The following is a 25,170-nucleotide window of genomic DNA, read 5'->3' as shown; positions in this document are numbered from 1 at the left end:
TGATCTCAACCTTTCTTGCGCGGTCCGCGTTCGGCGGGAGGCTCGCCGGGAGCGTCTCCCGAAGGAGCGGCGTCCGATTTGCCCTTGCGCGTCGAATCCTTGATGCCCTGCATGTCGCGCGCCTCGCGAATGAGGCCAGGCATTTTGGCGAGGCTGCCGCCCTCGACGCCGATGTCGGAGAGGATCGAGTCGATCAACGGCGCCTGCACGCGATAGCGCAGTGCCGAATCGATCACCTCGTCGGTGGCACTGCGGCCGCCGCCGCCACCACCGATGCCGTTGCCGTTGAGGCCGTCGACACTGAGAATCCGGATGCCCTCGATCTTCTCCATCGGCTTGACGCTCTCGCGCACAATGCCCTCGATACGGTCGAGCAGCTTGCGGCGGAACAGCGAGTAGCGCGCCTGGTCGGTGAGCACGTTCTCGGCTTCGTTGAGCAGCCGCTGCGCCTCGGCCTCGACGGCGGCGCGCACGCGCTCGGCCTCGGCCGCGATCCTGGTTTCTTCCGCCTGCTTCTCGGCGAGCAGCACTTCCACCGTCTTGCGCCGCTTGGCGATCTCGCTTTCGCGGGCGGTGACGACACGCTCGGCCGCTTCCGTCGCCCGCACGCGGGCATCCTCGGCGGCCACCTTGGCGGCGGATTCCTCCAGCGATTTCTGATAGAGGGCGATCGCCTTTTCCATCAGCGCCGTCTCGACGTCCTTTTCGCGACCAACCTCCAACTTCCGCAGATCACGCTCGCGGCCGATGCGCGCTTCATCGAGGCCGCGGTCGGACGCAATGCGCGCGCGCTCGACTTCCTCGCGGGAGGCGATCTCGGCTTCCTGCAGCGCCTGGACGCGGGCGACTTCGAGCTGCTCGATCGCGCGCCGACGGGAAAGCCGGGCAGCCTCGAGCGCCTGTTCGCGCGAAACGTCTGACGTCTCGACTTCCTTGCGCGCGATGATCTCGGCCTGCTTGACCTGGCGGTCGGCATCGATCCGCTCGGAACGCTTGGCGGCGAGCGCAATCACGCGCTCCTCGTCGGCGATCTCGACCGCTTTCTTCTGATCGATATTGAGCACTTCGCGGGTCTTCGACGAGGCGATGCGTTCCGCCTCCAACGCCAGTTCCACTTCGACGCGCCGCCGCTCGATCGCATCGCGCCGCTTGAGTTCGGCGGTCTCGATGGCTTCGGTACGGTCGATTTCGAGCCCTCGCGTTTCCTTCTCGGCCCGGATGCGCTGGGCGGCAACCGTCTTCTCCTGGGAAATGCGCGCGGCCTCGATGGCTTCGCGCGAGGCGATGTCGGCCTCCTCGACGGCGCGGTTGCGCGCGATTTCGAGCGAGCGAACGCGCTCTTCCTGGGCAATACGTGACGCTTCGGTTGTCTCTCGTGCCGTGATCCCCGCGACTTCCAGCGCCTGGTTGCGCTCGATCTCCAGCTTGCGCGTGGTGTGTTCGGCGGCGATCCGCTCGGCGGCGAGCGTCCGCTCGCGGGCGATCCGTGCGGCTTCCACGGCCTTCTGCGCCTCGATTTCCGCTTCCTGAATGGTGCGAACCTGCGCAATCTCCAGCGCGCGGGTGCGCTCATCGGAGGCGATACGTTCGACGTTGACGATCGTGGTCTGGGCGATGCGGGCCTTTTCGGTGGCCTCGCGTGCCGCGATTTCGGCTTCCTCGACCGCACGGGTGCGCTCGATCTCGCGCCTGCGGGTCTCCTCCTCATTGGCGATCCGCGCGTCAGTGATGGCGCGGTCCTGCTGGATGCGCGCCTTCTCGACCGCTTCGCGGGCTGTGATCTCGGCTTCCTCGACCGATCGCGTGCGCTCGATGTCGCGTTGCCGAACCTCGCGCTCCGATGCGATACGCGCGGTATCGACCGCGCGCTGGTTGGCGATTTTTGCCTTCTCGATCTCCTCGCGCGCGAGCAGTTCCTTTTCCTCGACTGCGCGCGTCCGCTCGATCTCGCGGTGCCGTGTCTCGCGTTCGGAAGCGATGCGGGCTTCGGCGATGGCAAGCTCATTCGCAATGCGGGCTTTCTCGATGGCCTCGCGGGCGGAAATCTGCGCCTGTTCGGCCTCGGTCTCGCGCAGCGCGCGTTCGCGGGCCACTTCCGTGCGTTGCAGCGCGCGGCGCATTTCGATGTCGCGCTCCTGCTCGAGACGGGCGGTCTCGCTCTCGCGCTCGATCTCCAGCGCCTGACGCTCGGCTTCGAGGTTGCGGGAGCGGATCTTGATCATCGAATCCTGTTCGATGTCGTTGCGCAGCTTCCGCCTGGCCTCGATGTCCTCCATCAGCCGGGTCAGGCCCTCGGCGTCGAACCGGTTCGAAGGATTGAAATATTCGAGGTCGGTCTGGTCGAGGTCGGTGATGGCGACGGATTCAAGTTCGAGGCCATTCTGGGCCAGCGCTTCGGCGGCGGCGGCCTTGACGCGGGCGACGTATTCGCCGCGCTGCTCATGCATCTGTTCCATGGTCATTTCGGCAGCGACCGAGCGGATCGCGGAGACGAACTTGCCGGAGAGCAAAGCGTGCAACTGCTCGGGTTCGAGGGTGCGCCGTCCGAGCGTTGCGGCGGCAATCGCGACCGCCTCGCGGGTCGGCTGCACGCGGACATAAAAGTCCGCCTCGATGTCGATCCGCATGCGGTCGCGGGTAATCACCGCCTCGTGCTTGGCCCGCACGATGCCCATCGGCAGCACGTTCATGTTGACGGGCGTATAGTCGTGAATGAACGGCAGCACGAAGGCGCCGCCGTTGATGACGACGCGCTCGCCCAACAGACCAGTGCGGACGAAGGACACTTCCTTCGACGACCGGTGATAGAGCCAGTTCACGATATAGACGACGATGGCGATCACGACGATCGCAACGATCAGCCAGAGGATCAACTCGCCAACCAGAGTCCCCGACATCTTCTCCTCCCTTTGCCCTCGGCGTTACCGCGCGCCGATCGCCTTGAATTTACGAACCTGTTCCGTGAGCGCCCGCTCCACCGGCAGGCGCTCCATCGAGGAGGCGCCGTAGAAGCCGTGGCATTTGCGCGTGTGTTTCATGATGAAGTCGGCATCGTCGGGCTCGGCGATCGGCCCGCCATGAGCCAGCACCAGAATGTCGGGATTGACGCTGAGCGCTGCTGACGCCCAGGTGTCGATCTGCTCCGGGCAGTCTTCGAGCCTGGGCGCGGTATGCGCGCCGATCGCGCCGCCGGTGGTGAGACCGAGATGGCAGACGATGATGTCGGCGCCTGCGATCGCCATCGCGGCGGCCTGGCTTTCGCTGAACACGTAAGGCGTCGTCAGCATGTCCTTGTCACGCGCCTTGGCGATCATGTCGATCTCCAGCGCATAGGACATGCCGGTCTCTTCGAGATTGGCGCGGAAGACGCCGTCGATCAGCCCGACGGTCGGAAAGTTCTGCACGCCGGCAAAGCCCAGCGCCTTGAGCTGATCGAGGAAGGTATCCATGTCGCGGAACGGATCGGTGCCGTTGACACCGGCGAGCACCGGCGTTTTCGTGACGACCGGAAGCACTTCGCCGGCCATCTCCACCACGATGGCGTTGGCATCGCCATAGGGCATCAAGCCGGCGAGAGAGCCGCGGCCGGCCATGCGGTAGCGGCCGGAATTGTAGATGACGATCAGGTCGACGCCGCCGGCCTCTTCGCATTTGGCTGATAGACCCGTGCCGGCGCCGCCGCCGACGATCGGTTCGCCCTTGGCGACCATGTTGCGGAACTTCTTCAGGATCGCTGAACGTTCGAACTTCGCCATGGTCACCTCGCGACTTTCCGACGCGTCCCCGGGCGTCCGACCAGCGGGCGGAGCGCGTTGACGATGGCGGATGCAAATTCGGGCTCGTTGATGTGACGCTTGATGCGGATGAGCTGACGGTTGCCGGTCTGGCGCACGCTGCGTTCCAGCGCGGTAAACAGCGCGGCATCGGCTTCCGGATCCCAGAACGGCTGGCCCGGCGCATCGAGTGCGGAGACGCCGCCTTCGGGGAGGAAGAAGCGCACCGGCCCGTCCATCCGGTTGAGCTTGTCGCCGATCCAGCGTCCCATCCGTTCATTCTCCTCCGGCGTGGTGCGCATCAGGGTCACCTGCGGATTGTGAACGTGGAATTTGCGCTGGCGGTAACGTTCCGGAATCGTATCGGGCGCGCCGAAATTGACCATGTCGAGTGCGCCGACCGAGCCGATGAAGGGCAGGCGGCTGCGGATGATCGCGCCGAAGCGGTCGTCGGTCGCCGGGAATACGCCGCCCATCAGGAGGTCGCATACTTCCGTCGTCGTGAGGTCGACGACCGCGGCGAGCATTCCGGAATCGACCAGCTTTTCCATCGAGCGGCCACCGACGCCGGTGGCGTGGAAGACCAGGCACTCGAAATCGTTGCGCAGATCGGCCGCGAGCTTCTGCACGGCTGGCGTCGTCACGCCGAACATGGTGATTCCGATGGCCGGCAGATCGGCCTGCGCCCTGCGCTCATTCGCGGCTTGATTGTCGAGCCGTGCCTTGACCATGCCGGCAATGGCGTTGGCGCCGTTGGCGAGCACGGCGCGCGAGATCGAATTGAGGCCCTGCACGTCGGTGACCGAATACATCATGGTGATATCGGCAGGGCCTACATAGGGGCCGACATCTCCCGAGGCGACCGATGAGATGATGAGTTTTGGCACGCCGACGGGAAGGGCGCGCATGCCCGGCGCGACCAGCGAGGCACCGCCGGAGCCGCCGGCCGAAATGATGCCGGCGATATTGCCCTGGCGGCGCAGCCAGTTGGCGAAGGCGTCCGCCATCGCCGAGACTGACGCACCGCGATCGGCGCCGAACACGCTCGATCCGCCGCGCCCATGATTGAGCGCGATTTCCTGCGCGGAGACGTCGCAGGTGGAGAGCTTACCGCTGGTGGAGACGTCGACCAGCCGCGTCCGCAAGCCCTGACCGGCAAGCACGTCGCGGATGAACCGCAACTCCTCGCCCTTGGTATCGAGCGTTCCGACGACGAGGACGACGGGCGGTCCGGGTACCGTTTGCACGCCCGCGCCGGCCTGACGCTTTTGCCGCGCAGCATCTTCGATGCGCGTCACGCCGACCGAGAGCGTGCGCGCTGCGTTCTCGATGCGGGCGATGGGTATCGGCTGTGACCAGCGCGTCGGCAGCGTGGGATTGGAGATGTAGATCCGAACCGGCGCTGCACTCGGGGCGCGAGGCGGCGCGGGACGCGTTTCGGCGCGTGCGTCGGCGGCGGCGATATCCAGTTCCGGCTCGGCACCATGGACGCCGACGCCAAGCAGGCGTTGCTGCAACTCGCGATCGGCCGCAAGGCGCGCGGAGTCGATGATGCGGTTGACGCGGCCATTGACCATGATCGCGACATTTTTCGAGATCGCAGTGGCGACGCCGATATTCTGCTCGATCACCAGCACCGACATGTCGCCGTCCTCGCCGAGCCGCACGAGCATGTCCTCGACCTGGGCGACGATGACGGGCGCAAGACCTTCGGTCGGCTCGTCCATGATCAGAAGCTGCGGGTTGGTCAGCAGCGCGCGGGAGATCGCCAGCATCTGCTGCTCACCGCCGGAGAGCTGGCCGCCGCCATGGTCCTTGCGCTCGGCCAGACGGGGAAAGGTTTCGTAGATGCGGTCGATGGTCCAGGCGCCGCGCCGCATCCCGGCCGCCAACGCCAGATGTTCGGCGACGCTGAGCGACCGCCACAGCCGGCGGCCCTGCGGCACATAGCCGACGCCCGCTTGCGCGATCCGCGCCGGGCTGAGACGGGTGATGTCCTCGCCGCGCACGCGGACCGAGCCGCCGCTCGCCCGCAGCAGGCCCATGATGGTCTTGCACAGCGTGGTCTTGCCCATGCCGTTGCGGCCGACCACCGAGAACACGCCGGAATCCAACGTCAGGTCGACGCCCTGCAGCGCATGCGAGTGGCCGTAGTAGACGTCGAGGCCTTTGACTTCGAGCGCGGGGGCGGTGCGGCGGCTCTCAGGCATGACCGGCCCCCAGATAGAGTTCCTGCACCTCGGGATCGGCTTCGATCTCGTGCGGCAATCCCTCCTTGAATACACGGCCGTTGTGCATCATCGTCACGCTTTCGACGACGCGGAGCGCGACATCCATGTCGTGCTCGATGATGATGTAGCCGATATGGGCGGGCAGCGACGTCAGGATCTCGATCAGCTCGCGCCGCTCGGTGGGGGATAGCCCCGCGGCCGGCTCGTCGAACAGGATGAAGCGCGGCGCGCCGGCCAGCGCGAGCGCGATTTCGAGCTGCCGCTGCTGGCCATGGGCAAGTTCCGCGACGCGCTGTTCTCTGACCGCTGTCAGATGCACGGCCTGGATCAGCGCTTCGCTCGCATGCATGAGGGCGTCGTTGGTACCCGGGCGCAGCACCGAAAATCGTCCGCGGGAAACGCCGCGGCAGGCGAGATAGACATTGTCCCGCACCGAGAGGCCGGGGAACAGCGCCGAGATCTGGTAGGTGCGGCGCAGGCCGCGCCTGATGCGCTCATAGGGCGGGAAGTGCGTGATATCCTCGCCGAAAAAGCGGATGGTGCCGGATGACGGCGGAAAGTCGCCGGTGACGCAATTGAACAGCGTGGTCTTGCCGGCGCCGTTGGAGCCGAGCACGGCGCGGCGCTCCCCCGGACGAACCGTGATGGTGACGTCGGTCAGCGCCGCGAGCGCGCCGAACAGCCGGGTCACGCCGCGCAGTTCCAGCGCCGCGCCGGCAGCGACTGATGAAAAGCGTGGCGCGCCATTATCCATGCGGCTTCCCTCCGCCCGGACGCGCGTCAGTGGCCGCAGTACGGCGGCGCCAGCGCTCCCACAGTCCGATCACGCCATCCGACGACCAGAACACGATGGCGAGGAAGCCGAGCCCGATCAGCAGCCGGAAGCGGTTGCCGTCGAGACCGAACTTGACCAGCAGATCGAGCGCGAAGGTGCGCAGGATGACGAAGATCAAGGCGCCGATGAAGGGACCGACGGGACGGGAGATGCCGCCGACCACCGCAATGATCAGGATGTCGATGCAGGCGCCGACGCTGACCGAGCCGGGCGAGATCTGCCGGTAGTTCCAGACCTGCAGCACACCGCCGAGCGCGGCGATGAAGGCGGCAAAGGCATAGGCGGCCACGCGGTGTGCGTTGACATTGAAACCGAGCGCCGCCATGCGGCGGGGATTGTCGCGCACGCCCTGCAGCGCAAGGCCGAACGGGGCGCGCGAGACATATTGGACGGCGAAATAGCAGAACGCGGCGACGCCCAGCGTGATGTAATAGAAGGGAATGTCGGAACGCCAGTCGACGCCCCAGAATTTCGGCGTCGCGACCGTGTTGATGCCGGTATGGCCGCCGAAGATCGCCCAGTTCTGGTTGGTGAAATAATAGAAGGCTGCGCCGATCGCGAGCGTGATCATGATGGTGTAGATGCCCTCGGTGCGCACCGCGAGCGCGCCGCCGAGCGTGCCGAATGCGGTCGCGAGCACCAGCGCCATCGGCGTTGCGAGCCACCACGGCCAGCCAAGGCTGATATTGGTGTTGGCGCTCATGCCGAACACGGCGACCATGTAGGCAGCAAAGCCCGCGACGGTGAGCTGCATCAGGCTGACCATGCCGCCATAGCCGGCCAGGAACATCAGGCTGAGCGCGATGGTTCCGAGGATCAGCGTCGTGGCGAAGATCTCGATCAGGAAGAAACCGTTGGCGATGAACGGCATGATCAGGAGGATCACGGCGACCAGCCAGACCGCCGGCTTGTTGAATTCCGGCCACGCCAGCAGTATCGCGCGCGCCTTTGCCGGCTGACTGGTCTGAGGATGGGTGCCCTGGACCAGCGACATGTCAACGCCTCGCCAGAAGGCCCTGCGGCCGCAGCGCCAGCACCAGAACCATGATGAGGAAAGTCACGACGATGGCGTAGGTCGGGATGTAGACCGAGCCAAGCTGTTCGGCGAGACCAATGATGACGGCGCCGAGCGCCGCACCCGGGATCGACCCCATGCCGCCGACGATCACGACCACGAGCGAAGCCAGCAGGAACCGGGTATCCTCGCCGGGCGAGATCGACTGAAAGGTGCCGCCGACGACGCCTGCGATGCCGGCTAGCCCGGCGCCGAGTGCGAACACGGCCACGAAGACGAGCTGGATCGGCACGCCGGTGGCCGCGAGCATGTCGCGGTCGTCGACACCGGCGCGCACCATCATGCCGACACGGGTCCGGTTGAGCGCCAGCCACATCGCGATGCCGATCACGACGGCGGCGACGAAGATCACGAGCCGCACCATCGGATAGCGCAGATAGACCGCCTCGCCGGAGGATCTGACCGCGGTGACCAGCGGCAATTCGACCGGGCCGACCAGCCAGCTCGGGGTCTGGATCTGGTAGAAGTCGCCGCCGAATGCCCACAGCATCAGGTCCGCAAACACGATCGAGAGCCCGATCGTGACCATGGTCTGGCGCAGATCCTGTCCCTCCATGCGGCGGAAGACCACGATTTGCAGCACGATGCCGACCAGGGCGACGCCGAGAAACGCGATGACGAAGCCGAGGATCCAGGAACCGGTCCAGGCGCTGATGGCGTAACCGATGTAGCCACCGAACAGATAGAGCGAGCCATGCGCCAGATTGACGTTGCGCATCAGCCCGAAGATCAGCGTGAATCCGCTCGCCACGAGGAAGTAGAGGCCGCCGAGCGTGATGCCGTTGAAGACGGCGTTGAGAAAGACCCGCTTCCTGCCGAACGCTTCTTCGAGGCCGGGCGGCCAGACGGCAAGGATCAGCCACAACAGCACCGCGACCGCGATCAAGACGATCAGCGCCCATGCCGGATGGCGTTCGATGAATCGTGTCACGGTAGCAGCGCGGCCGTCACCATGCCGTCCTCCCAGACGCGCGGCCGTTTCGGCTCGCGTTTTGGGACCATCCTAATGGGGCCGCGGAGCTTGCACTTGATTGTCAGTATCTTTTCGCGCGCTCTGCGCTCAGGGGCGCAAGACTTTGGCGGCGCGGCGGTATTCCGTCGGCGCCATTCCGACATTGGCGGCGAAGAAGCGGGTGAAACCGCTCTGAGAGGAGAAGCCGAGATCGAAGCCGATATCGGCGATCGGCACCTCGGTCGCGACCAGCGCGTCCAGCGCCTGTTCCATGATCAGTGTATTGAGATAGAGGTTCGGGGTGACGCCGGTCTGGGTGCGGAACAGCCGGTAAAAGTGCGGGCGCGACAGCCCGGAGGCCCGCGCGATCGAATCCAGTTCGATCTCCGCGCCCGGACTTTCCGACATCAGCTTGATGGATTTGCGAACGCGAAAGTCGGTGATGGCGCTGGCAGTGCGCATCTCCTGCACCGGCTCGGAACTCTGCCAGCTCTCCTCATAGCATCCGTCGATCAACTGCCTGAGTTCGCTATCGAGACTGCTTAGCGAGGGTGCGCCGCAGACCAGCGCCGCGGTTCGCCGGATATGCCTGTCGAGGGCGACCGTACGCTTGAAACAGGTGTGGCCGAACCGCAGGCCGTGAGCCCGCGCCGCGTCAGGGGCGAACCATTCGGCGTTGACGTAGAGCACGAAGAAGATCGCGCCGTTCTCCATGTCCGTCGGGACAAAATTGTGTGGTTCCCAGGGGTTGATGGCAACAATGGAATCTTCCGCGAGAAGCCATCGCTCATCGCACACATCGATGCGCGCCGGTGTTCCCCCGACATGAAAGATCAGGTGCCCTTCGCGATGCGCATGCATGTTGAAGGGGCGGTTCAACTGATAGACCGTCGCGCGACCGAACCGGCCGTGGAAGACGGCGAGAGCCTTGCTCATGCCTTCCCTCCCGCGGGATGTTCTTGTCTTTTCCGCCAGCGTTCAACATCCGGGGAGCGAATGCAAGCTTAGATGGCGTTTGCCCGGGCCCCGGCGTGACCGGGGCCCGTTCGCAAATGCGAAGAGTCAGTACTTCTTACATTCCGGAACCGTTCGGCTCGGCAGCCCGATCTTGGAGAAGACCGCCGGGTCGTAACCGAGCGTCTGGTTCACGTTCGGGATCACCTTCACGACCTTGCTGAACAAGGCGCCTTTGCCGTCATCCACCACTTCGGTGACGAAATTGGTGCCGATGGCCTGACGGTTGGAGTCGAGCTTGATCTTGCCGTTGGGCGCATCGAGCTCGATCTTGGCAAGCGCCTCCCTGTACTTCGCCTGGTTGTTGCTGAGGTCGCCGTTGACCTGACGCAGCGCGAGGATCAGCGCCGCCGTCGAGTTGTAGTAGTTGGTGGCGAGCAGCGACGGGCTTGGGAAGCGCTTGTTGGGCGGGAAGGCATCCTGATACGCCTTCACGAACTTTTGCCAACCTGGATCTTCCCAGGTGTCAGCTTGGCCGCTGGCGGCGATGGTGCCGATCAGGGCATTCTTGGCATTCCCCTTGGCCGAAAGGATGGTCTGGTCGACCATGATCGAGCCGCCCATCAGATGCGCCTTGCCGCCCGCCTGCTGATACTGGTTCAGGAAGTTGACGGCGTCGGCGCCGCCGAGGCCGAGATAGATCGCATCGACGTCGTCGGGCAGGGCGGCAATGACGGAGGCAAAGTCCTTGGTGCCGAGCGGCACCCATTGCCGATTGGTGACCTTTCCGCCGGCGCCGCAGAACTCCAGCACCAGCCCAAACACTTGCGTGTAGATAAAGGAATAATCGTCTCCGACCGTCGCAATCTTGCGATAGCCCTTGGTTTCATAGGCGTATTTGCCAAGGCCGACCTGCCACTGGGCGCCGTCCATGTTGTAGCGGTAGAAGTTCGGCGCCGGGTCGACATAAGTGGTTTCCTGCGCGCCGGAAGCGGCGTTGATGAAGGTTAGTTCCGGGCGCGTCTTGGCAAAGTTCTTGACCGCGATGCCTTCGTCACCGGACAGGGGTGAAAGCAGGATCTGGACCTTGTCCTGTTCGATCAGCTTGCGCACGGCACGAACCGCGGAATCAGGCGTGGCATCCGTCGACGCGATGATGAATTCGATTTCCTTGTCGCCGACTTTCTTGCCGAGCGTGTTGATGGCCGTCTGATGTCCGCGTATGCCGTCCTCGCCGAGCACGGTATAGGTGCCTTCGAGCGTCGCGGTGACGCCGACCTTGATTTTCTCCTGGGCCATGGCGGCGCTGGAAAGCAACAGGCTGCTCAGCGCGACCAGTCCCGCACAGCTTTTAAACATCGAACCCCTCCCTTGTATCGCCGGTTTTTGTATCGTCAGGTCGTTCCAAACCCGCCATGCCGTGGATGGCCGATTGCTTGATCGTGCAGCCGGAATGCATGGCGACCGGGACCGCCGGGCGAAAACTAGCTGATGACGAGGGCAACGCACGCAGCTTCACCTCTCACAACTTGACCGGTAGTCTCATTTTGCATGTTGCGCCGCGACGAGGTTTGCAATGATCGAGGGTCGTGATCGAAGATGGTGGAGCGCAAGGACGACGCAATAAGTCCCTGATTTCGCTGGCAAGCCACGCTGTTTGAAAAGCTGGCGTTTCCGCAATGACGAACGAATGCCCAAGAACAAGCACAAGAACAAACACATGATCGAAGAGAGCAGCATCCGGCAGCGGAACCGCCCGATTGTCAGCACATTGCTTGCTGCCGTCTTGATCTGGTGCGCCGGCAGCATGGCTGGCGTGGGCGCCGAGCTTTATCGCACGAAGGTCACCGTGACGGGGCAGGGCGAAGCGAACCGCATCGCCGGCTTCACGACATCTCTGGAAGACGTTCTGATCAAGGTATCCGGCGCGCAGAAACTCGCCGGCGACCGGCGGTTGGCGCCCTACAAATCGAAGGCAAAGGATTTTGTCACGACCTTCAGCTATCGCGATCAATTCCTTGGCAAACCCATTCGCGATGAGCAGGGCACCCGCGATCGGCCCTACGACCTCACGGTCGATTTTGACGAAGGCAAGATCAACGAGATCCTCAAGAAGCTCGGCCTCAAGCCCTGGCTTTCACACCGTCCCGTGCTTGCAGTCTTTGTCGCGATGGAGCAGGGCCCAAGGAAGTTTATCGTGACCATCGATGGAACCCAGTCCGACCTGCAGCGCGACGCGTTGCTCGCCGCGGCTGACAAGCGCGGCATGCTTATCGTGGTACCCGGCGCGGCGGCGTTGGCGAAATCGAACATCACGGGCGAGACGCTCGGCACGACGCCGTTGTCGGCGCTTGCGCCTGTTGCAGCTGAACAGGACGCGGAGGCCGTTCTGACCGGGCGGCTGGTCTGGGATGACCGGCAACTCGGCTGGGCCACGCAGTGGCAGATCGATTGGGCCGGCCGGACCCACCGCTGGCAGGTTAGCGGCGTGACGTTCGATGAAGCCTTCCGGCGCGGCATCGGCGGCGCGGCTCAAGTTTTGTCGGGGCAGTAACGGGCAGATTTTGGCTTGACCGCGGTGCGCCGTATTTCTACGTCCATTCGAATCCGTTCTTCATGGAGAAGGTTGCACCGTGGCATTTGAACTGTTCAATCTCGCCGGCAAGCGAGCGCTCATCACCGGATCGTCCCAGGGGATCGGGCTCGCCATCGCGCGAGGGCTCGCCGAGCACGGCGCCGCCGTCGTCCTGAACGGGCGGGAGCGCAGCAAGCTCGATGCCGCCGCCGCGAACCTGACCGCAGCCGGACATGCGGTTGCCGTCGCCGGCTTCGATGTGACCGTCGCCGAGGATGTCCGCGAAGGCATTGCCGCGATCGAACGGACCAATGGGCCGATCGATATTCTCGTCAACAATGCCGGCATGCAGTTTCGCACCGCGCTGGAGGATTTTCCTGCGGAGAAGTGGGAGCAATTGCTCAGGACCAATGTATCGAGCGCCTTCTATGTCGGCCAGGCCGTCGCGCGGCACATGATCCCGCGCGGAAAGGGCAAGGTCATCAACATCGCCTCGGTCCAGAGCGAGTTGGCGCGGCCGGGCATCGCCCCGTACACCGCGACCAAGGGAGCGATCAAGAATCTCACCCGCGGCATGTGCGCCGATTGGGCCAAACACGGGCTGCAGATCAATGCCATCGCGCCGGGCTACTTCAAGACTCCGCTGAACCAGGCGCTGGTCGACGATCCCGAATTTTCAGCATGGCTGGAGAAGCGCACGCCGGCCTCCCGCTGGGGCAACGTCGACGAACTGATCGGCGCCGCCGTTTTCCTGTCGGGAGACGCCTCGTCGTTCGTCAACGGTCACACGCTGTATGTCGACGGCGGCATCACGACCTGTCTCTGATCCCGCCTCAGTCGCCGCAAAAAATAGCGTCCGGCGATCAACGCCGGACGCCACGAGCCCACAATAAGGAGGGCTTTACTTCTTATACGTGGCAATCACGGCCTCGCCATCGGCGCCGGCCTTTTTGAGCCAATCGGCCGTCAACTGCTCGCCGATCTTCTCGAGCCCCGTCTTCAGCGCGGCAGGTGGCGGCAGCACCTTCATCTTGTTGGCCTGAAGCTGTTCGAGATACCACTTCGCCTTTTCTTCCGCGAGTTTCCAGCCGCGCTCTTCGGCGACCGCTGCCGCCTTGAGGATCGCATCCTGGGTCGGCTTGTCGAGCGCGTCGAACGCCGCCTTGTTCACGAAGGTGACGTTCTTCGGAATCCAGGCCTGCGTATCATAGAAATGCGTCATGGTTTCCCAGGACTTGCTGTCGTAGCCGGTCGAGCCCGAGGTCATGAACGCGTTGACGACGCCGGTCGCCAGTGCCTGCGGCAGTTCCGCCGCCTGGATGGTGACGGGCTGGGCGCCGACAAGCTCGGCGATGCGCGATGTGCCGACGTTATAGGCGCGCCACTTCAGGCCTTTCATGTCCTCAACCGTGTTGAGGTCCTTCTTGGCATAAATGCCCTGCGGCCCCCACGGCACCGCGAACAGCAGCATGAGGCCTTGCGACGCGAGCTTCTTTTCGATCGCGGGTTTCGAGGCGAGCCACAGCTTCTTGGCTGCCGGGTAGCTCGTCGATAGGAACGGGATGACGTCGATGCCGAACATCGGATCTTCGTTCTCATGCAGCGAGATCAGGACTTCGCCCGCCTGCGCCTGTCCGGTCGCGACCGCGCGCTTGATTTCCGGGGCCTTGAACAGCGATGCCGCGGGATGCACGGTGATCTGCAGCTTGTTGCCGGTGGCGTCGGCCACGTCCTTGGCAAATGCGATCAGGTTCACCGAATGCGGATTGTCCGCCGGATAGGCCGCGGGAAGATTCCATTTTGTCTGCGCCATGGCGGGAGCGGCGAGCGCCGCGACGCAGGCGGCGATTGCGCAGGTCTTTATAAGTTTGAACATCACAAATACCTCTTTCTAGCCGGGGAACGCTATCCGCGGCAGCAGCATCACGATATCAGGAAAAACCGTGATGATGGCCACCGCCAGTACTAGCAAAAAGAAGAAGGGCAGGGCGGCCTTGGCGACCGTGTTGGAATCCTTGCCGCTCATGGTCTGCAGGACGAACAGGTTGAAGCCGACGGGCGGAGAGACTTCCGCCATCTCCACCACCAGCACCAGGAATATGCCGAACCAGACCAGATCGAAGCCGGCCTGCTTCACCATCGGAATCACGATGGCGGTGGTCAGCACGATCATGGAAATGCCGTCGAGCGCGGTGCCCAGCACGATGTACATCACGGTGAGCGCCGCAATAAGCGCATAGGGGCTGAGCTGAAGGCTGTTCACCCAGCTCGCGAGCGCGAGCGGGATGCCGGTATAGGCCATCGACGTGCCCATGTAGGAGGCGCCCGCCAGGATCAAGAGGATCATGCAGTTGACGCGCGTCGCGCCCATGACGCTGGCCCAGAAGGATTCCCAGGTCAGCGCGCCCTGCCACCATGCGATCGCGAGCGATCCCAACACGCCCCAGGCTGCGCATTCCGTCGCCGTCGCCCAGCCCATCAATAGCGACAGAAAGACGAAAATGATCAGCAGCAGGCATGGAATGAGATTGAGCGATTCCGAGATGCGCTGGCGAAAGCTCATCGGCGGCTCGGCCGGCGGCGTGCGGCTGGGATTGGCGAGCGACCAGATTCCGATGTAGCCGGAATAGAGCGCCATCACCAGCAGGCCCGGCAGAAACCCGGCGAGGAATACCTGAATGATGGAGACGTTCGCCTGCACCGCGTAGACCACCATGGTGATCGACGGCGGAATCAGAATGCCGAGCGTGCCTGCACCGGCCAGGGATCCCAAGCTCAGGTTTTCGTCATAGCCGCGCTTCTTCAATTCGGGCAGGGCGATCTTGGCAACTGTGGCGCAGGTCGCGGCCGACGATCCCGACACCGACCCGAACACGCCGCAGGCCAGCACATTGACGTGCATGAGCCGGCCCGGCAGCCAGTTCAGCCACGGCGCAAATCCGCGGAACATTTCCTCCGACAGGCGCGTGCGAAACAGGATTTCGCCCATCCAGATGAAGAGCGGCAATGCCGCGAGCGACCATGACGCGCTGTTGCCCCACACGGTGGTCGCCAGCACGCTGCCGGCCGGAATGGCGCCGCCGGCGAATTGCATGCCGGCCCATCCCGTCGCCATCAGGGCGACGCCGATCCAGACGCCGGCGCCGAGCAGCAGCGCCAGAAATCCGAGCAGGATGGCGGCGATGGAGAGCAGCTCCATGTCAGACCCCGCTCTGCATGGCGCGCTCGACGATTTCCTCGGCGCTCTGCGGCTTCGGCAATTCGTAGCGCGGCGTAAAGCCGCGCAGCACATGGATCAGCTCATCCACGAAGGCGATGAAAAGAATGACGAGACCGCCGCTGTAGCCGAGCTGCGGAATCCATAGCGGCACCGCGATGACGCCTTGCGAAATGTCGGAGAACTTCCACGACTGCCACGTCATGACCGCGGCGTGCCAGGCGAAAAAGCCGATAAAGCCGACGCCGACCAGAAGTGCTGCGATCTCGACATAGTGGCGGACACGATCGCTGAGACGGTCGATCAGCAGGCCGACGCGGATCATCTCGCCGTGTTTGAATGTGTGTGCCAGCCCGAGGAAGGCGGTCGCCGCCATGCACCAGGAGATGAAATCATCGCCCGCGGGAATATTGATTCCGAGCGGCCGGCCACCCGACAGCAGCAGCATCAGCACAAAAATCGCAATGAGGAAAAGTCCGGCGAGATAGCCGGAGAAAAGGTAGAGCCGATCGAGAAACACGCGGATCATATTCAAGTCCTTACCCCCTCGCACGCTTATCGCCCGGAAGCAATAGACGTACCAACTCCCCTAGCCGTTCCCTTCCGGAAGGGCCTGCCGATCCTGGCCGGGCCGAAAGTGGATGGCGGAAATCAGTCCCCAGAAGAGGGCGCAGGTTTCCGGAGTTGTGCGAGGACGTCAAGGCGGGAGGGGGCAAATCCTGCGGATCAGGTCGCGGGAAGGGCAGCCCGTCTTCGGCGGGTTGGAGTGCGTTCAGAGTGTGAACGCGAGATGCACAACCTGTGGGTCGCTGCCGCGGCGGACGTGGAAGCCGAATTTGCTGAACACCTTTCGCATCGCGGCGTTCTCGGGCAGTACCTCGGCGATCAATTCCTTCAGCCCCGCCTTGCGGGCGATGACGGCGAGGTGACGCATCAGCAGCGTGCCGATGCCCTGGCCCTGATAGTCGTCGATCACGACAAAGGCGATCTCGGCCTTGCCAGGCTCGGTGACGATGTAACGCCCGCCGCCGACGATGACCTTGCGTCCGTCTTCCTCGGCAAGCGCGACGAGTGCAACGTGATCGGCAAAATCGATGTTCATGAAGAAGGCGACCTCCTTCTCCGAGAAACCGCGTTTCGCCACGAAGAAGCGGCGTTGCAGCGACTGTGCGCCGGTGCGACCGATGGCCGCCAGCATGTCGTCCTTGTCATCAGGTCGCAACGCGCGGATTTCGATCCCGCGGCCGTCACGCAAGGATTCGGTAGCGGAGTAATTTTCGCGCGCCGTCATCGAACTTTCTCCCGGTCCAAGCGCCCAAGCAAGGACGGCGAGCGCGCGGGCGGGATTGACCTAAATCAAAGTCTGCGGGGTCCGGACCGCCTTCTATCCGCATTCGCCAGAAGGATCGAAATCATGACCTTGGAAAAGCCGGAACTGCCGGGCCGTGCGATGTCCGGGCTCGTTGCAAATGCGGTCGAATACATGGTGGATGCCGGACAGCGCAGCGTGCTGTTCCTCGACATCATGCGTCAACGTGGCGACCAGTACCGGGACCATGTCGCCCAAACCGCGCCGCATGTCCTGTCCTATGCTGCGGAACTGATCATGGACGGCCGGAAGTTCGATCAGCCCGTCAACTACGCGCTGGTGCGCATCATCCCGCCCAGGGGCGTGGAGATCGACCCGAAGCGCCGTCCCTTCGTCGTGGTCGACCCGCGTGCCGGTCACGGTCCCGGCATCGGCGGCTTCAAGGCTGACAGCGAGATCGGCGTCGCCATGAAGGCGGGCCATCCCTGCTACTTCATCGGATTCCTGCCGGAGCCGATGCCGGGCCAGACGATCGAGCGGATCGCGCGCGCCGAGGCGATCTTCATCGAAAAGGTGATCGAGCGGCATCCCGAGGCCGATGGCAAGCCGTGCGTGATCGGCAACTGCCAGGCCGGCTGGGCGGTGATGATCCTCGCTTCGCTGCGGCCGGAACTGTTCGGCCCGCTGATCATCGCCGGCGCGCCGCTGGCCTATTGGGCCGGCGTCCACGGCAAATACCCGATGCGCTATTCGGGCGGTCTGCTCGGCGGAAGCTGGCTCACGGCGCTTACCAGCGATCTCGGCGCCGGGAAGTTCGACGGCGCCTGGCTGGTGCAGAATTTCGAGAACCAGAATCCCTCGAACACGCTCTGGACCAAGCAGTACAACGTCTATTCCAAGGTCGACACCGAGACCGAGCGTTATCTCGAATTCGAACGCTGGTGGGGAGGCCACGTCAATCTGAACGCCGAAGAAATCCAGTTCATCGTCGATGAACTCTTTATCGGCAACAATCTGGCCGCCGGCCGGGTCAAGATGTCCGACGGGACTGCGGTCGACCTGCGCCATATCAGGTCTCCGATCGTGGTGTTCTGTTCCAAGGGCGACAACATCACCCCGCCGCAGCAGGCACTCGACTGGATTCTCGACCTCTATGCCGATGTCGACGAGATCAGGGCCTACGGGCAGACCATCGTCTACACGGTACATGAGAGCATCGGACATCTCGGCATCTTCGTTTCCGGCGGCGTCGCCAAGAAGGAGCATGCCGAGTTCTCCAGCAATATCGACCTGATCGACGTGTTGCCGCCCGGCCTGTATGAAGCGACATTCGAGGCGAGGGGCCCCGACACGACCAATGACGACCTGACTGTCGGGCAATGGGTGATGCGCTGCGAGGCGCGTACGCTTGACGATATCAGAGCCATGGGCGGCAATTCGCCGGAGGACGAGCGCCGCTTCGAAACCGCCAAGCGCGTCTCGGAGAGGAACCTCGAGGCTTACCGGAAGTACGTGCAGCCCTGGGTCAAATCGATGGTCACGCCGCAGATGGCGGAAATGATGCGCAACTGGCATCCGCTCCGGCTGCAATATCAGGCGTTCAGCAGCAAAAATCCGTTGATGACCGTGGTGGAGAACGCGGCAGACAAGGCGCGCGAGGAGCGCAAGCCGGTCGACGACGACAATCCCTTCTTCGCCCTCCAGGAGAGGATATCGAAGCAGATCGTCAGCTCGCTCGATCAATGGCGCGACCAGCAGGAAGCGCTCAGCGAGGCGATGTTCCTGGCGATCTATGGTTCGCCGGCATTGCAATCGGCGGTCGGCGTCGATCCGCAATCCACCCCCTCGCGCCTTCGCGAGATGGACCCGAAACACCGCGAGAGGCTGCAGGCCCGCATCGCGGAGCTGAAGTCGAAGATCGGCGCCGGTGGCCTGAGGGAAGCCGGCCTCCGCGCGTTGCTCTATGTCGGATCGGCCCGCGGGATGGTCGACGAACGCAGCCTTGAGGCGTTGCGGCGGCTTCGCCGGGCCGACGAGTCTGCGCGGCTCACGCTCGCCGAGTTCAAGACGCTGGTCCGCGAGCAGTTCTTCATGCTGCTGATCGATCGGGACGCCGCGCTTGCCGCCATTCCAAAACTCCTGCCCAACAACAAGGACGAGCGTCGCAAGACCTTTGCGGCGATCCAGGAGGTGCTGTCGGCCAGCGCCGAAATATCGGGCGAGGTGGCAAAGCGCCTGAAACAGGTGGCCGGGCTGTTCGGCCTCGATGAGGGGCATACGGCAAAGAAGGCATCATAGAAATAGATCGCTGAGGGCGAAGCCGGTCCTCAGCGTTTCGCTGCCCGGTAGATGAGCCAGTAAACGATACCGACCAGGCCGGATCCGCCGACGATGTTTCCGAGCGTCACGGGCACCAGATTGTGCACGATTCCCGCGAGCGTTATTGACGAGGCATCAAAGCCGGCCGGTACGCCGCCGGTTTGCGTCAGCAGCCACGCCAACGGCAGGAAATACATGTTGGCGACACAGTGCTCGAATCCCGCAGCGATGAAGGCGGAGATCGGTAATATGAGCGCCACAATCTTGTCGGTGACCGACCGCCCCGCATAAGCCAACCACACCGCCAGGCAAACCAGCAAATTGCACAGAATACCTTTGACAAACAGGGTGAAGGTATCTGGTTGAATCTTTGCAACGGCCGTATTCAGGATCGACAGACCGATGCGGCCGCCGTTCATGTCGAGATGATGAGAAAAGAACACCAGCAGGACGAGGCCAAGCGCACCGGCCAGGTTGCCGAAATACACAGTGACCCAGTTGGCCAGCATCTCCTTCATTGACACGCTACCGCTCGCCCAGGCCATGACGATCAGGTTGTTTCCAGTGAACAGCTCGGCTCCTCCAACCAGAACCAGTGCGAGCCCCAACGAGAATACCAATCCACCCAGGACCCGCGTTGTGGCGAAACCGAGCTCCGCATCGCTGGCGACGATCGTATAGTACAGGGCGCCCAACCCGATGCTTCCACCCGCAATAACCGCCAGCATGAAGGAAGCCAGGAACGGGAGCCTTGTCTTCTTGACGCCAACCTTCTCGATTGCCTCCTTGATCTCGGCCGCACTGTAAGCGTTCAGGCTAAAGAGGGCGGGTTGTTGTGCCTCTTTATCCGACATGCTGTCTCTCCTGTTCCCTGCTCGCCGCCGTGAGCGAGAGCGCGTTCGGCAAGGTAGGCAAGTGCAGTCGGCTCAAGTTCTGCGACGCGCGGCCGTTCGATTTCGGCCGCCGGTCAGTTGACGCTGCCTGCCACCGTCAGGAGGCCGACAATCTGTACTGCGATCACCTTCACCAGCGTCATCGACGGGAAGATCATGGCGTAACCGATGTCAGGCCGCTCGGTCGGGGCCATCTTGGTCGAGTAGACGAGGATGGCCGGATTGCCGGTCGCCCCCGACGCCACGCCGACGAGATCGTCATAGGGAATTCGCATGACGTAGTGGCCAACCAGCAGGACGATTGCGACCGTGGTGAGGAGAACGGCGGCGCCAATGAACAGCATGGTGAAGCCGGATTCGGCGACGGTGCGGACAAAGGGTTGGCCGGCATTGACGCCGACGGTGGCAAGAAACATCGCAAGGCCGAAGTTTCGCAGCACGATGTTTGCCGGAAGCGGCATGGTCCAGAGCATAGGCCCGGTGCGCCGCAATTTTCCGAGGATGAGCGCCACGATAAGCGGTCCGCCGCCGATGCCGAGGGTCACGATACCCACGCCCGGAATCGGGATCGGGATCAGACCGAGCAGAACACCGAGCACCATCCCGAGCCCGAGGGACACATAGCTGAACTCGGCGGTCGCCTTGATCGTGTCGCCAAAATGCTTGCGGATTTCTTCCTTGCGATCCGGCGGCGTCAACACGCCGACCCGATCGCCAAATTCGAGCATCAGGTCGGGCGAAGGCACGAGGTCAGCATCATAGCGCCGAACGTGCAGCAGGTGCGCCGGAACGCCCGACGGCATCGGCAGGCTGGAAAGCGGAATGCCGACCACGTTTGCCTTGCCGACGAAGACCCTGATGTAATCGAGGTCGGCCCGGTCGCTGGCCAGCCGGCCCGGCTCGAGCTTTCCGAGCCTGGCTGCGGCGTTCGCAATTGCATCCTGGCTGTCGGCCACGACCAGCACCGCATCGCCGGCGGACAGAACCGTACCATCCCCGGGAACAACATTCTGTCCCGCCTTCCGAACCATCGTCACCTGGACGTCCCTGAGAAACTCCTTGTTCAATTCGCCGAGCGTGCGACCGGCAAAGCCCGCGCCGATGGAAATCTCACCCATGTGAAAGCGCTGCACCTTCGCCGGAAATTTCGGCTGCACCAATCGTGTCATAAAATAGATGCACAGAATGGGGCCGATGACGCCGAACGGATACGCAATCGAATATCCGATCGACGGATCCTTGGTCTTGGTGACGTCAAGGGCAGCCTGCAGCGTTGCCGTGCTCGTCATCGATCCGGCATAGATGCCGAGCGTGTGACCGATCTTGACGCCGAATATCTGTCCGAGCCCGAGTGCCATGCCGAGGCCTGCCAGGCACGCGACCAGCGCAAGCAGATTATATTTTTGCCCGGAGCCGACCATGCCTTCAAAGAACTGTTTGCCGTAGAGAATTCCGATGCCGTAAAGGAACATGATCAGGCCGGTAAGACCGATGGGGCCTGTAATCTGGGCTTTCGGCGCGAATGCACCGATGGCGAGGCCAACGAACAGCACGGCGCCCACACCGAGCGAGAAGCCACCGATATTGATCTGGCCTACGAGATAGCCGACACCGATCGCGAGAAATGCCGTCAGGATCGGCTGGCTTCCGATGATATCGCGGGCAAGGTCCAACATCTGTTTCTCCGGATCGGTACTGATCTGCTAGCGGGCGCGGCAGCCGGCATCGCGAAACTGGCCGAGAACCCGGTTGACCAGCTCGCGCGAAGGAGGCGGCGTATCGTGGTGCTTGTAGTCGAGGCCCATTGCCTTCCACTTGAACGAGCCCATCTGGTGGAACGGCTGCACCTCGACCCATTCGACGTTCTTCATGGGCGCGACGAACCTCGCGATGCCTTCGACATTTGCGGGATCGTCGGTGAGGCCGGGCACCAGCGTGAAGCGGACCCAGACCGGTTTGCCGATCGACGCGAGACGCTCCGCGAAGCGCAGCGTCGGCGCGAGGTCCCGTCCCGTGACCCTTCGGTAGGTGTCCGGATCCGAGCTCTTGATGTCGAGCAGCACCAGGTCGACGACCGACAAAAATGAGTCATCGGCGCGATCGCCAAGGAAGCCGGACGTCTCGATGGCCGTGTGCAGGCCCATTTCCTTGGCGCCGGCGAAGATGCGCTTGACGAAGGCGAGCTGCACCATCGCCTCGCCGCCCGATATCGTCAGCCCGCCATCGATGCTTCGCAGCGCCGGAGCAAATTCGCCGAGACGGCGCAGCACCTGCTCGGCCGATACATAGGTCCCGTCCTTGAGATGCCAGGTGTCGGGGTTATGGCAATAGGTGCATCGGAGCAGGCAGCCCGACACGAACAGCACGACCCGCAGGCCGGGACCGTCGTACCGGGATGAGGTTTCGTACGAATGGCAGTATCCGTACGCGCCTTGCTCGTCCTTGAACTTGTCCTCATCGGGCGCGTCGGGCGAGGCGCCCGTACGCAGGTCGTGACGGCTTCCCGATTCGAGTGCACCCGGAGTCGACATCGATGACTCCTTTGGGACTCAGATCTGGCCGTGGAAGGTGCGGCTGATCACGTCCCTTTGCTGTTCCGGCGTCAGGCGAACGAAATTGACGGCATAGCCCGACACGCGGATCGTGAGTTGCGGATACTTGTCCGGATTCTTGATCGCGTCTTCCAGCGTCTCCCTGTCGATCACGTTCAGGTTCATGTGGAAGCCACCGCGCCCGAAATAGAGATCGAAGGCCTTGGTGGCTTCGTCGACGAGCTGGGTTTCGGAGAGATGCGCCTTCTGCGGAGCGACGGAAACGGTGTAGCTGATGCCGTCGAGCGCATCCTTGTAGGGCAGCTTCGCGACCGAGAGGCATGAGGCAAGCCAGCCGTGGCTGTCCCGGCCATGCATCGGGTTCGCGCCGGGCCCGAACGGCTCGCCCTTGCGGCGGCCGTCGGGCGTGTTGCCCGTGGCCTTTCCGTAGACAACATTCGAGGTGATGGTGAGGACGCTTTGCGTGTGCGTCGCATTCCGGTAGGTCGGATGCTTGCGGATCTTCTCCATGAAGCTCGTGACGATTTTCGAAGCGATCTGATCGACACGGTCATCATTGTTGCCGAATTGCGGGGTCGATATGTTGCCTTCGTTCTGGTAGTCGACCACCAGGCCCGCCGCGTCACGGGCGACGCGGATCTTTCCGTACTTGATGGCGGCGAGGCTGTCGGCAACCACCGACAGGCCGGCGATCCCGAACGCCATGGTGCGCAGGATGTCACGGTCGTGCAGCGCCATCTCGAGCCGCTCGTAGAAGTACTTGTCATGCATGTAGTGAATGCAGTTCATGGCATGCACATAGGTCTTGGCGAGCCACTCCATGGTCGAATCGAATTTCGCCATGACGTCCTCATAGTTGAGGAAGTCGCCGGCAACCGGCATGCTCTGCGGCGCGACCTGTTCGCCGGTAACCTCGTCGCGGCCGCCATTGATGGCGTAGAGCAGGGCCTTTGCGAGGTTCACGCGGGCGCCGAAGAACTGCATCTGCTTGCCGAGCCGCATGGCCGAAACGCAGCAGGCGATCGCGTAGTCATCGCCCCAGTACGGCCGCATCAGGTCGTCGTTCTCATATTGCAGCGATGATGTGTCACGACTCACCTTGACGCAGTAGCGCTTGAAGGCCGCCGGCATGTGATTGGACCACAGCACCGTGATGTTCGGCTCCGGCGCGGCCCCGAGATTGTACAGCGTGTGGAGCATGCGGTAGCTGCTCTTGGTCACCAGCGCCCGGCCATCGAGGTCCATGCCGCCGACGCATTCGGTCGCCCAATAGGGGTCGCCGCTGAACAGCGCGTCGTAATCGGGCGTGCGCAGGAAGCGCACGATACGCAGCTTCTGCACCAGCTGGTCCCAAAGTTCCTGCGCGCCTGCTTCATCGAGGACGCCTTCCTTCAGATCGCGTTCGATGTAGATATCGAGGAAGCTCGAGATGCGCCCGATCGACATCGCAGCGCCGTTGGCTTCCTTGATCGCACCGAGATAGGCAAAGTAGGTCCACTGGAACGCTTCCCGCGCGTTCATCGCGGGCTGCGTGATGTCGCGACCATAGAGCTTCGCCATCGATGCGAGGTCTTGCAGCGCGCGCATTTGCTCGGCGAGTTCTTCGCGCATGCGGATGACCTCGTCGGTCGGCCACATGTCGTCAATCTGGGCGCGCTCCTGGCGCTTGACCTCCAGCAGGCGGTTGATCCCGTAAAGCGCGACCCTGCGATAGTCGCCGATGATGCGCCCGCGACCGTAGGCGTCGGGAAGACCGGTGATGATGCCGGATCGCCGGCAATTCATGATTTCGGGCGTATAGGCGTCGAACACGCCGTCATTGTGCGACTTGCGGTATTTGGTGAAGGCTTCGTGGACCTTGGCATCGGGCTCGAACCCCGCCGCCTTGAGGCCCGTTTCCACCATGCGCAGGCCGCCACACGGGAAAATCGCCCGCTTGAACGGCTGGTCCGTCTGAAGGCCGACGATCACCTCGTTGTCACGGTCGATGTAACCGGCCGGATGCGCCAGCAACGTCGATGGATTCTGCGCGTCCGCTGCAAGGACGCCCTTTTTTCGTTCTTCAGCAAAGTAGGGCTGCAGCTTGGCCCACACCGCCTTGGTACGTTGCGATGCTGGGGCGAGAAACGTTTCGTCCCCCGCGTAGGAAGTAACGTTGCGGACGATGAAGTCGCGTACGTTGATGGTAGATGACCAGTCACCCTGCTGGAAGCCTCCCCAGCTGTCGGTCTTGGCATCCTGTTTGCGCGCTGCGCTACCCTTCATGATGCGTCTCCCATCCCGAGGAAATTGGTGTCAAGCCCGGCCGGCGGTACCATGTTGTTTTCCGCATGCTAGAGACGGCGCAGCGGCGCTCCGCTTGATCTATGTCAAGCCGAACGAGACCTTGGGCGTGCGTCAGCAAAATTTTGCGCAGCGGTCCGCCTTTGGGCGCGGTCGGTTTCTGCGGGCCGCCTTCGTGCAGCTGACGCTTGACCTAGATCAA

Annotated in this window: 19 protein-coding genes; 3 read left to right on the top strand and 16 right to left on the bottom strand. The window is 63.3% G+C overall.

Annotated features, from left to right (window positions below):
* Window positions 1-5 precede the first annotated feature (5 nt).
* The 8 genes from CQ12_RS07390 to CQ12_RS07355 form a co-directional block, all read right to left on the bottom strand.
* A complete protein-coding gene (locus CQ12_RS07390; RefSeq protein ID WP_057834678.1) occupies window positions 6-2,897 on the bottom strand; it encodes a flotillin family protein in 2,892 nt (963 codons plus the stop codon).
* Between the two features lie 24 nt (window positions 2,898-2,921).
* The gene (locus CQ12_RS07385; protein ID WP_057834677.1) at window positions 2,922-3,755 is read right to left on the bottom strand and encodes a phosphoenolpyruvate hydrolase family protein; all 834 of its coding nucleotides are present in this window, start codon (window positions 3,753-3,755) and stop codon (window positions 2,922-2,924) included.
* A 2-nt stretch (window positions 3,756-3,757) separates the two neighbouring features.
* On the bottom strand, window positions 3,758-5,983 hold the full coding sequence (locus tag CQ12_RS07380; RefSeq protein ID WP_057834676.1) for an ABC transporter permease: 2,226 nt from the start codon (window positions 5,981-5,983) through the stop codon (window positions 3,758-3,760).
* Window positions 5,976-6,758, bottom strand: a complete 783-nt coding sequence (locus CQ12_RS07375) for an ABC transporter ATP-binding protein (protein WP_057834675.1) — start codon at window positions 6,756-6,758, stop codon at window positions 5,976-5,978. Before CQ12_RS07375 ends, CQ12_RS07380 begins: the two co-directional genes overlap by 8 nt.
* The gene (locus tag CQ12_RS07370) at window positions 6,751-7,833 is read right to left on the bottom strand and encodes a branched-chain amino acid ABC transporter permease (protein WP_057834674.1); all 1,083 of its coding nucleotides are present in this window, start codon (window positions 7,831-7,833) and stop codon (window positions 6,751-6,753) included. Before CQ12_RS07370 ends, CQ12_RS07375 begins: the two co-directional genes overlap by 8 nt.
* 1 nt (window position 7,834) lies before the next feature.
* Entirely contained in the window at window positions 7,835-8,845 is a 1,011-nt protein-coding gene (locus CQ12_RS07365) for a branched-chain amino acid ABC transporter permease (RefSeq protein ID WP_057834673.1), read from the bottom strand.
* A 129-nt stretch (window positions 8,846-8,974) separates the two neighbouring features.
* Complete coding sequence (locus tag CQ12_RS07360) at window positions 8,975-9,802, bottom strand: AraC family transcriptional regulator (protein WP_057834672.1); 828 nt, start codon at window positions 9,800-9,802, stop codon at window positions 8,975-8,977.
* A gap of 126 nt (window positions 9,803-9,928) precedes the next feature.
* Window positions 9,929-11,179, bottom strand: coding sequence for an ABC transporter substrate-binding protein (locus tag CQ12_RS07355; protein ID WP_057834671.1), 1,251 nt, complete (start codon window positions 11,177-11,179; stop codon window positions 9,929-9,931).
* A gap of 331 nt (window positions 11,180-11,510) precedes the next feature.
* Here CQ12_RS07355 and CQ12_RS07350 point away from each other — a divergent pair, with 331 nt between their 5' ends.
* Both CQ12_RS07350 and CQ12_RS07345 read left to right on the top strand, forming a co-directional pair.
* Window positions 11,511-12,374, top strand: a complete 864-nt coding sequence (locus CQ12_RS07350; protein ID WP_245309783.1) for a DUF2066 domain-containing protein — start codon at window positions 11,511-11,513, stop codon at window positions 12,372-12,374.
* A gap of 79 nt (window positions 12,375-12,453) precedes the next feature.
* A complete protein-coding gene (locus CQ12_RS07345; RefSeq protein ID WP_057834670.1) occupies window positions 12,454-13,221 on the top strand; it encodes an SDR family oxidoreductase in 768 nt (255 codons plus the stop codon).
* A 75-nt stretch (window positions 13,222-13,296) separates the two neighbouring features.
* On the opposite strand, the gene CQ12_RS07340 is transcribed toward CQ12_RS07345, so the two are convergent.
* The 4 genes from CQ12_RS07340 to CQ12_RS07325 form a co-directional block, all read right to left on the bottom strand.
* Window positions 13,297-14,274 carry a TRAP transporter substrate-binding protein gene (locus tag CQ12_RS07340; RefSeq protein WP_057834669.1) on the bottom strand — a complete coding sequence of 326 codons (978 nt, stop codon included), beginning with the start codon at window positions 14,272-14,274 and terminating at the stop codon, window positions 13,297-13,299.
* A gap of 12 nt (window positions 14,275-14,286) precedes the next feature.
* The gene (locus CQ12_RS07335; protein ID WP_057834668.1) at window positions 14,287-15,594 is read right to left on the bottom strand and encodes a TRAP transporter large permease; all 1,308 of its coding nucleotides are present in this window, start codon (window positions 15,592-15,594) and stop codon (window positions 14,287-14,289) included.
* 1 nt (window position 15,595) lies between these two features.
* On the bottom strand, window positions 15,596-16,141 hold the full coding sequence (locus CQ12_RS07330) for a TRAP transporter small permease (RefSeq protein WP_057834692.1): 546 nt from the start codon (window positions 16,139-16,141) through the stop codon (window positions 15,596-15,598).
* A 243-nt stretch (window positions 16,142-16,384) separates the two neighbouring features.
* Window positions 16,385-16,903: a GNAT family N-acetyltransferase gene (locus tag CQ12_RS07325; RefSeq protein ID WP_057834667.1), complete on the bottom strand. Its 519-nt coding sequence runs from the start codon at window positions 16,901-16,903 to the stop codon at window positions 16,385-16,387.
* A 123-nt stretch (window positions 16,904-17,026) separates the two neighbouring features.
* On the opposite strand from CQ12_RS07325, the gene CQ12_RS07320 reads away from it, so the two are divergent.
* Window positions 17,027-19,219, top strand: a complete 2,193-nt coding sequence (locus CQ12_RS07320; protein ID WP_057834666.1) for a DUF3141 domain-containing protein — start codon at window positions 17,027-17,029, stop codon at window positions 19,217-19,219.
* Window positions 19,220-19,248: 29 nt separating this feature from the next.
* On the opposite strand, the gene CQ12_RS07315 is transcribed toward CQ12_RS07320, so the two are convergent.
* From CQ12_RS07315 to pflB, 4 genes are all read right to left on the bottom strand, one after another.
* Window positions 19,249-20,094, bottom strand: a complete 846-nt coding sequence (locus CQ12_RS07315; protein WP_057834665.1) for a formate/nitrite transporter family protein — start codon at window positions 20,092-20,094, stop codon at window positions 19,249-19,251.
* 113 nt (window positions 20,095-20,207) lie between these two features.
* Window positions 20,208-21,809: an aspartate:alanine exchanger family transporter gene (locus CQ12_RS07310; RefSeq protein WP_057834664.1), complete on the bottom strand. Its 1,602-nt coding sequence runs from the start codon at window positions 21,807-21,809 to the stop codon at window positions 20,208-20,210.
* A 27-nt stretch (window positions 21,810-21,836) separates the two neighbouring features.
* Complete coding sequence (gene pflA / locus CQ12_RS07305) at window positions 21,837-22,664, bottom strand: pyruvate formate-lyase-activating protein (protein ID WP_057834663.1); 828 nt, start codon at window positions 22,662-22,664, stop codon at window positions 21,837-21,839.
* Between the two features lie 18 nt (window positions 22,665-22,682).
* Window positions 22,683-24,950, bottom strand: a complete 2,268-nt coding sequence (gene pflB, locus CQ12_RS07300) for a formate C-acetyltransferase (RefSeq protein ID WP_057834662.1) — start codon at window positions 24,948-24,950, stop codon at window positions 22,683-22,685.
* Between the last annotated feature and the right edge of the window lie 220 nt (window positions 24,951-25,170).

The sequence above is a fragment of the Bradyrhizobium jicamae genome, from assembly GCF_001440395.1.
In the GTDB taxonomy this organism is placed as follows: domain Bacteria; phylum Pseudomonadota; class Alphaproteobacteria; order Rhizobiales; family Xanthobacteraceae; genus Bradyrhizobium; species Bradyrhizobium jicamae.
The sequence above is the reverse complement of the archived record's forward strand: the minus strand, read 5'-3'. Positions and strand labels throughout refer to the sequence as shown.

What these genes read in the sequence shown, in the direction of transcription:
- CQ12_RS07335 (WP_057834668.1), bottom strand. Translation starts at nt 15,594, where the DNA reads ATGGAGCTGCTCTCCATCGCCGCCATCCTGCTCGGATTTCTGGCGCTG.
- CQ12_RS07375 (WP_057834675.1), bottom strand. Translation starts at nt 6,758, where the DNA reads ATGGATAATGGCGCGCCACGCTTTTCATCAGTCGCTGCCGGCGCGGCG.
- CQ12_RS07355 (WP_057834671.1), bottom strand. Translation starts at nt 11,179, where the DNA reads ATGTTTAAAAGCTGTGCGGGACTGGTCGCGCTGAGCAGCCTGTTGCTT.
- pflB (WP_057834662.1), bottom strand. Translation starts at nt 24,950, where the DNA reads ATGAAGGGTAGCGCAGCGCGCAAACAGGATGCCAAGACCGACAGCTGG.
- CQ12_RS07315 (WP_057834665.1), bottom strand. Translation starts at nt 20,094, where the DNA reads ATGTCGGATAAAGAGGCACAACAACCCGCCCTCTTTAGCCTGAACGCT.
- CQ12_RS07385 (WP_057834677.1), bottom strand. Translation starts at nt 3,755, where the DNA reads ATGGCGAAGTTCGAACGTTCAGCGATCCTGAAGAAGTTCCGCAACATG.
- CQ12_RS07325 (WP_057834667.1), bottom strand. Translation starts at nt 16,903, where the DNA reads ATGACGGCGCGCGAAAATTACTCCGCTACCGAATCCTTGCGTGACGGC.
- CQ12_RS07330 (WP_057834692.1), bottom strand. Translation starts at nt 16,141, where the DNA reads ATGATCCGCGTGTTTCTCGATCGGCTCTACCTTTTCTCCGGCTATCTC.
- pflA (WP_057834663.1), bottom strand. Translation starts at nt 22,664, where the DNA reads ATGTCGACTCCGGGTGCACTCGAATCGGGAAGCCGTCACGACCTGCGT.
- CQ12_RS07370 (WP_057834674.1), bottom strand. Translation starts at nt 7,833, where the DNA reads ATGTCGCTGGTCCAGGGCACCCATCCTCAGACCAGTCAGCCGGCAAAG.
- CQ12_RS07380 (WP_057834676.1), bottom strand. Translation starts at nt 5,983, where the DNA reads ATGCCTGAGAGCCGCCGCACCGCCCCCGCGCTCGAAGTCAAAGGCCTC.
- CQ12_RS07390 (WP_057834678.1), bottom strand. Translation starts at nt 2,897, where the DNA reads ATGTCGGGGACTCTGGTTGGCGAGTTGATCCTCTGGCTGATCGTTGCG.
- CQ12_RS07310 (WP_057834664.1), bottom strand. Translation starts at nt 21,809, where the DNA reads ATGTTGGACCTTGCCCGCGATATCATCGGAAGCCAGCCGATCCTGACG.
- CQ12_RS07360 (WP_057834672.1), bottom strand. Translation starts at nt 9,802, where the DNA reads ATGAGCAAGGCTCTCGCCGTCTTCCACGGCCGGTTCGGTCGCGCGACG.
- CQ12_RS07320 (WP_057834666.1), top strand. Translation starts at nt 17,027, where the DNA reads ATGACCTTGGAAAAGCCGGAACTGCCGGGCCGTGCGATGTCCGGGCTC.
- CQ12_RS07350 (WP_245309783.1), top strand. Translation starts at nt 11,511, where the DNA reads ATGCCCAAGAACAAGCACAAGAACAAACACATGATCGAAGAGAGCAGC.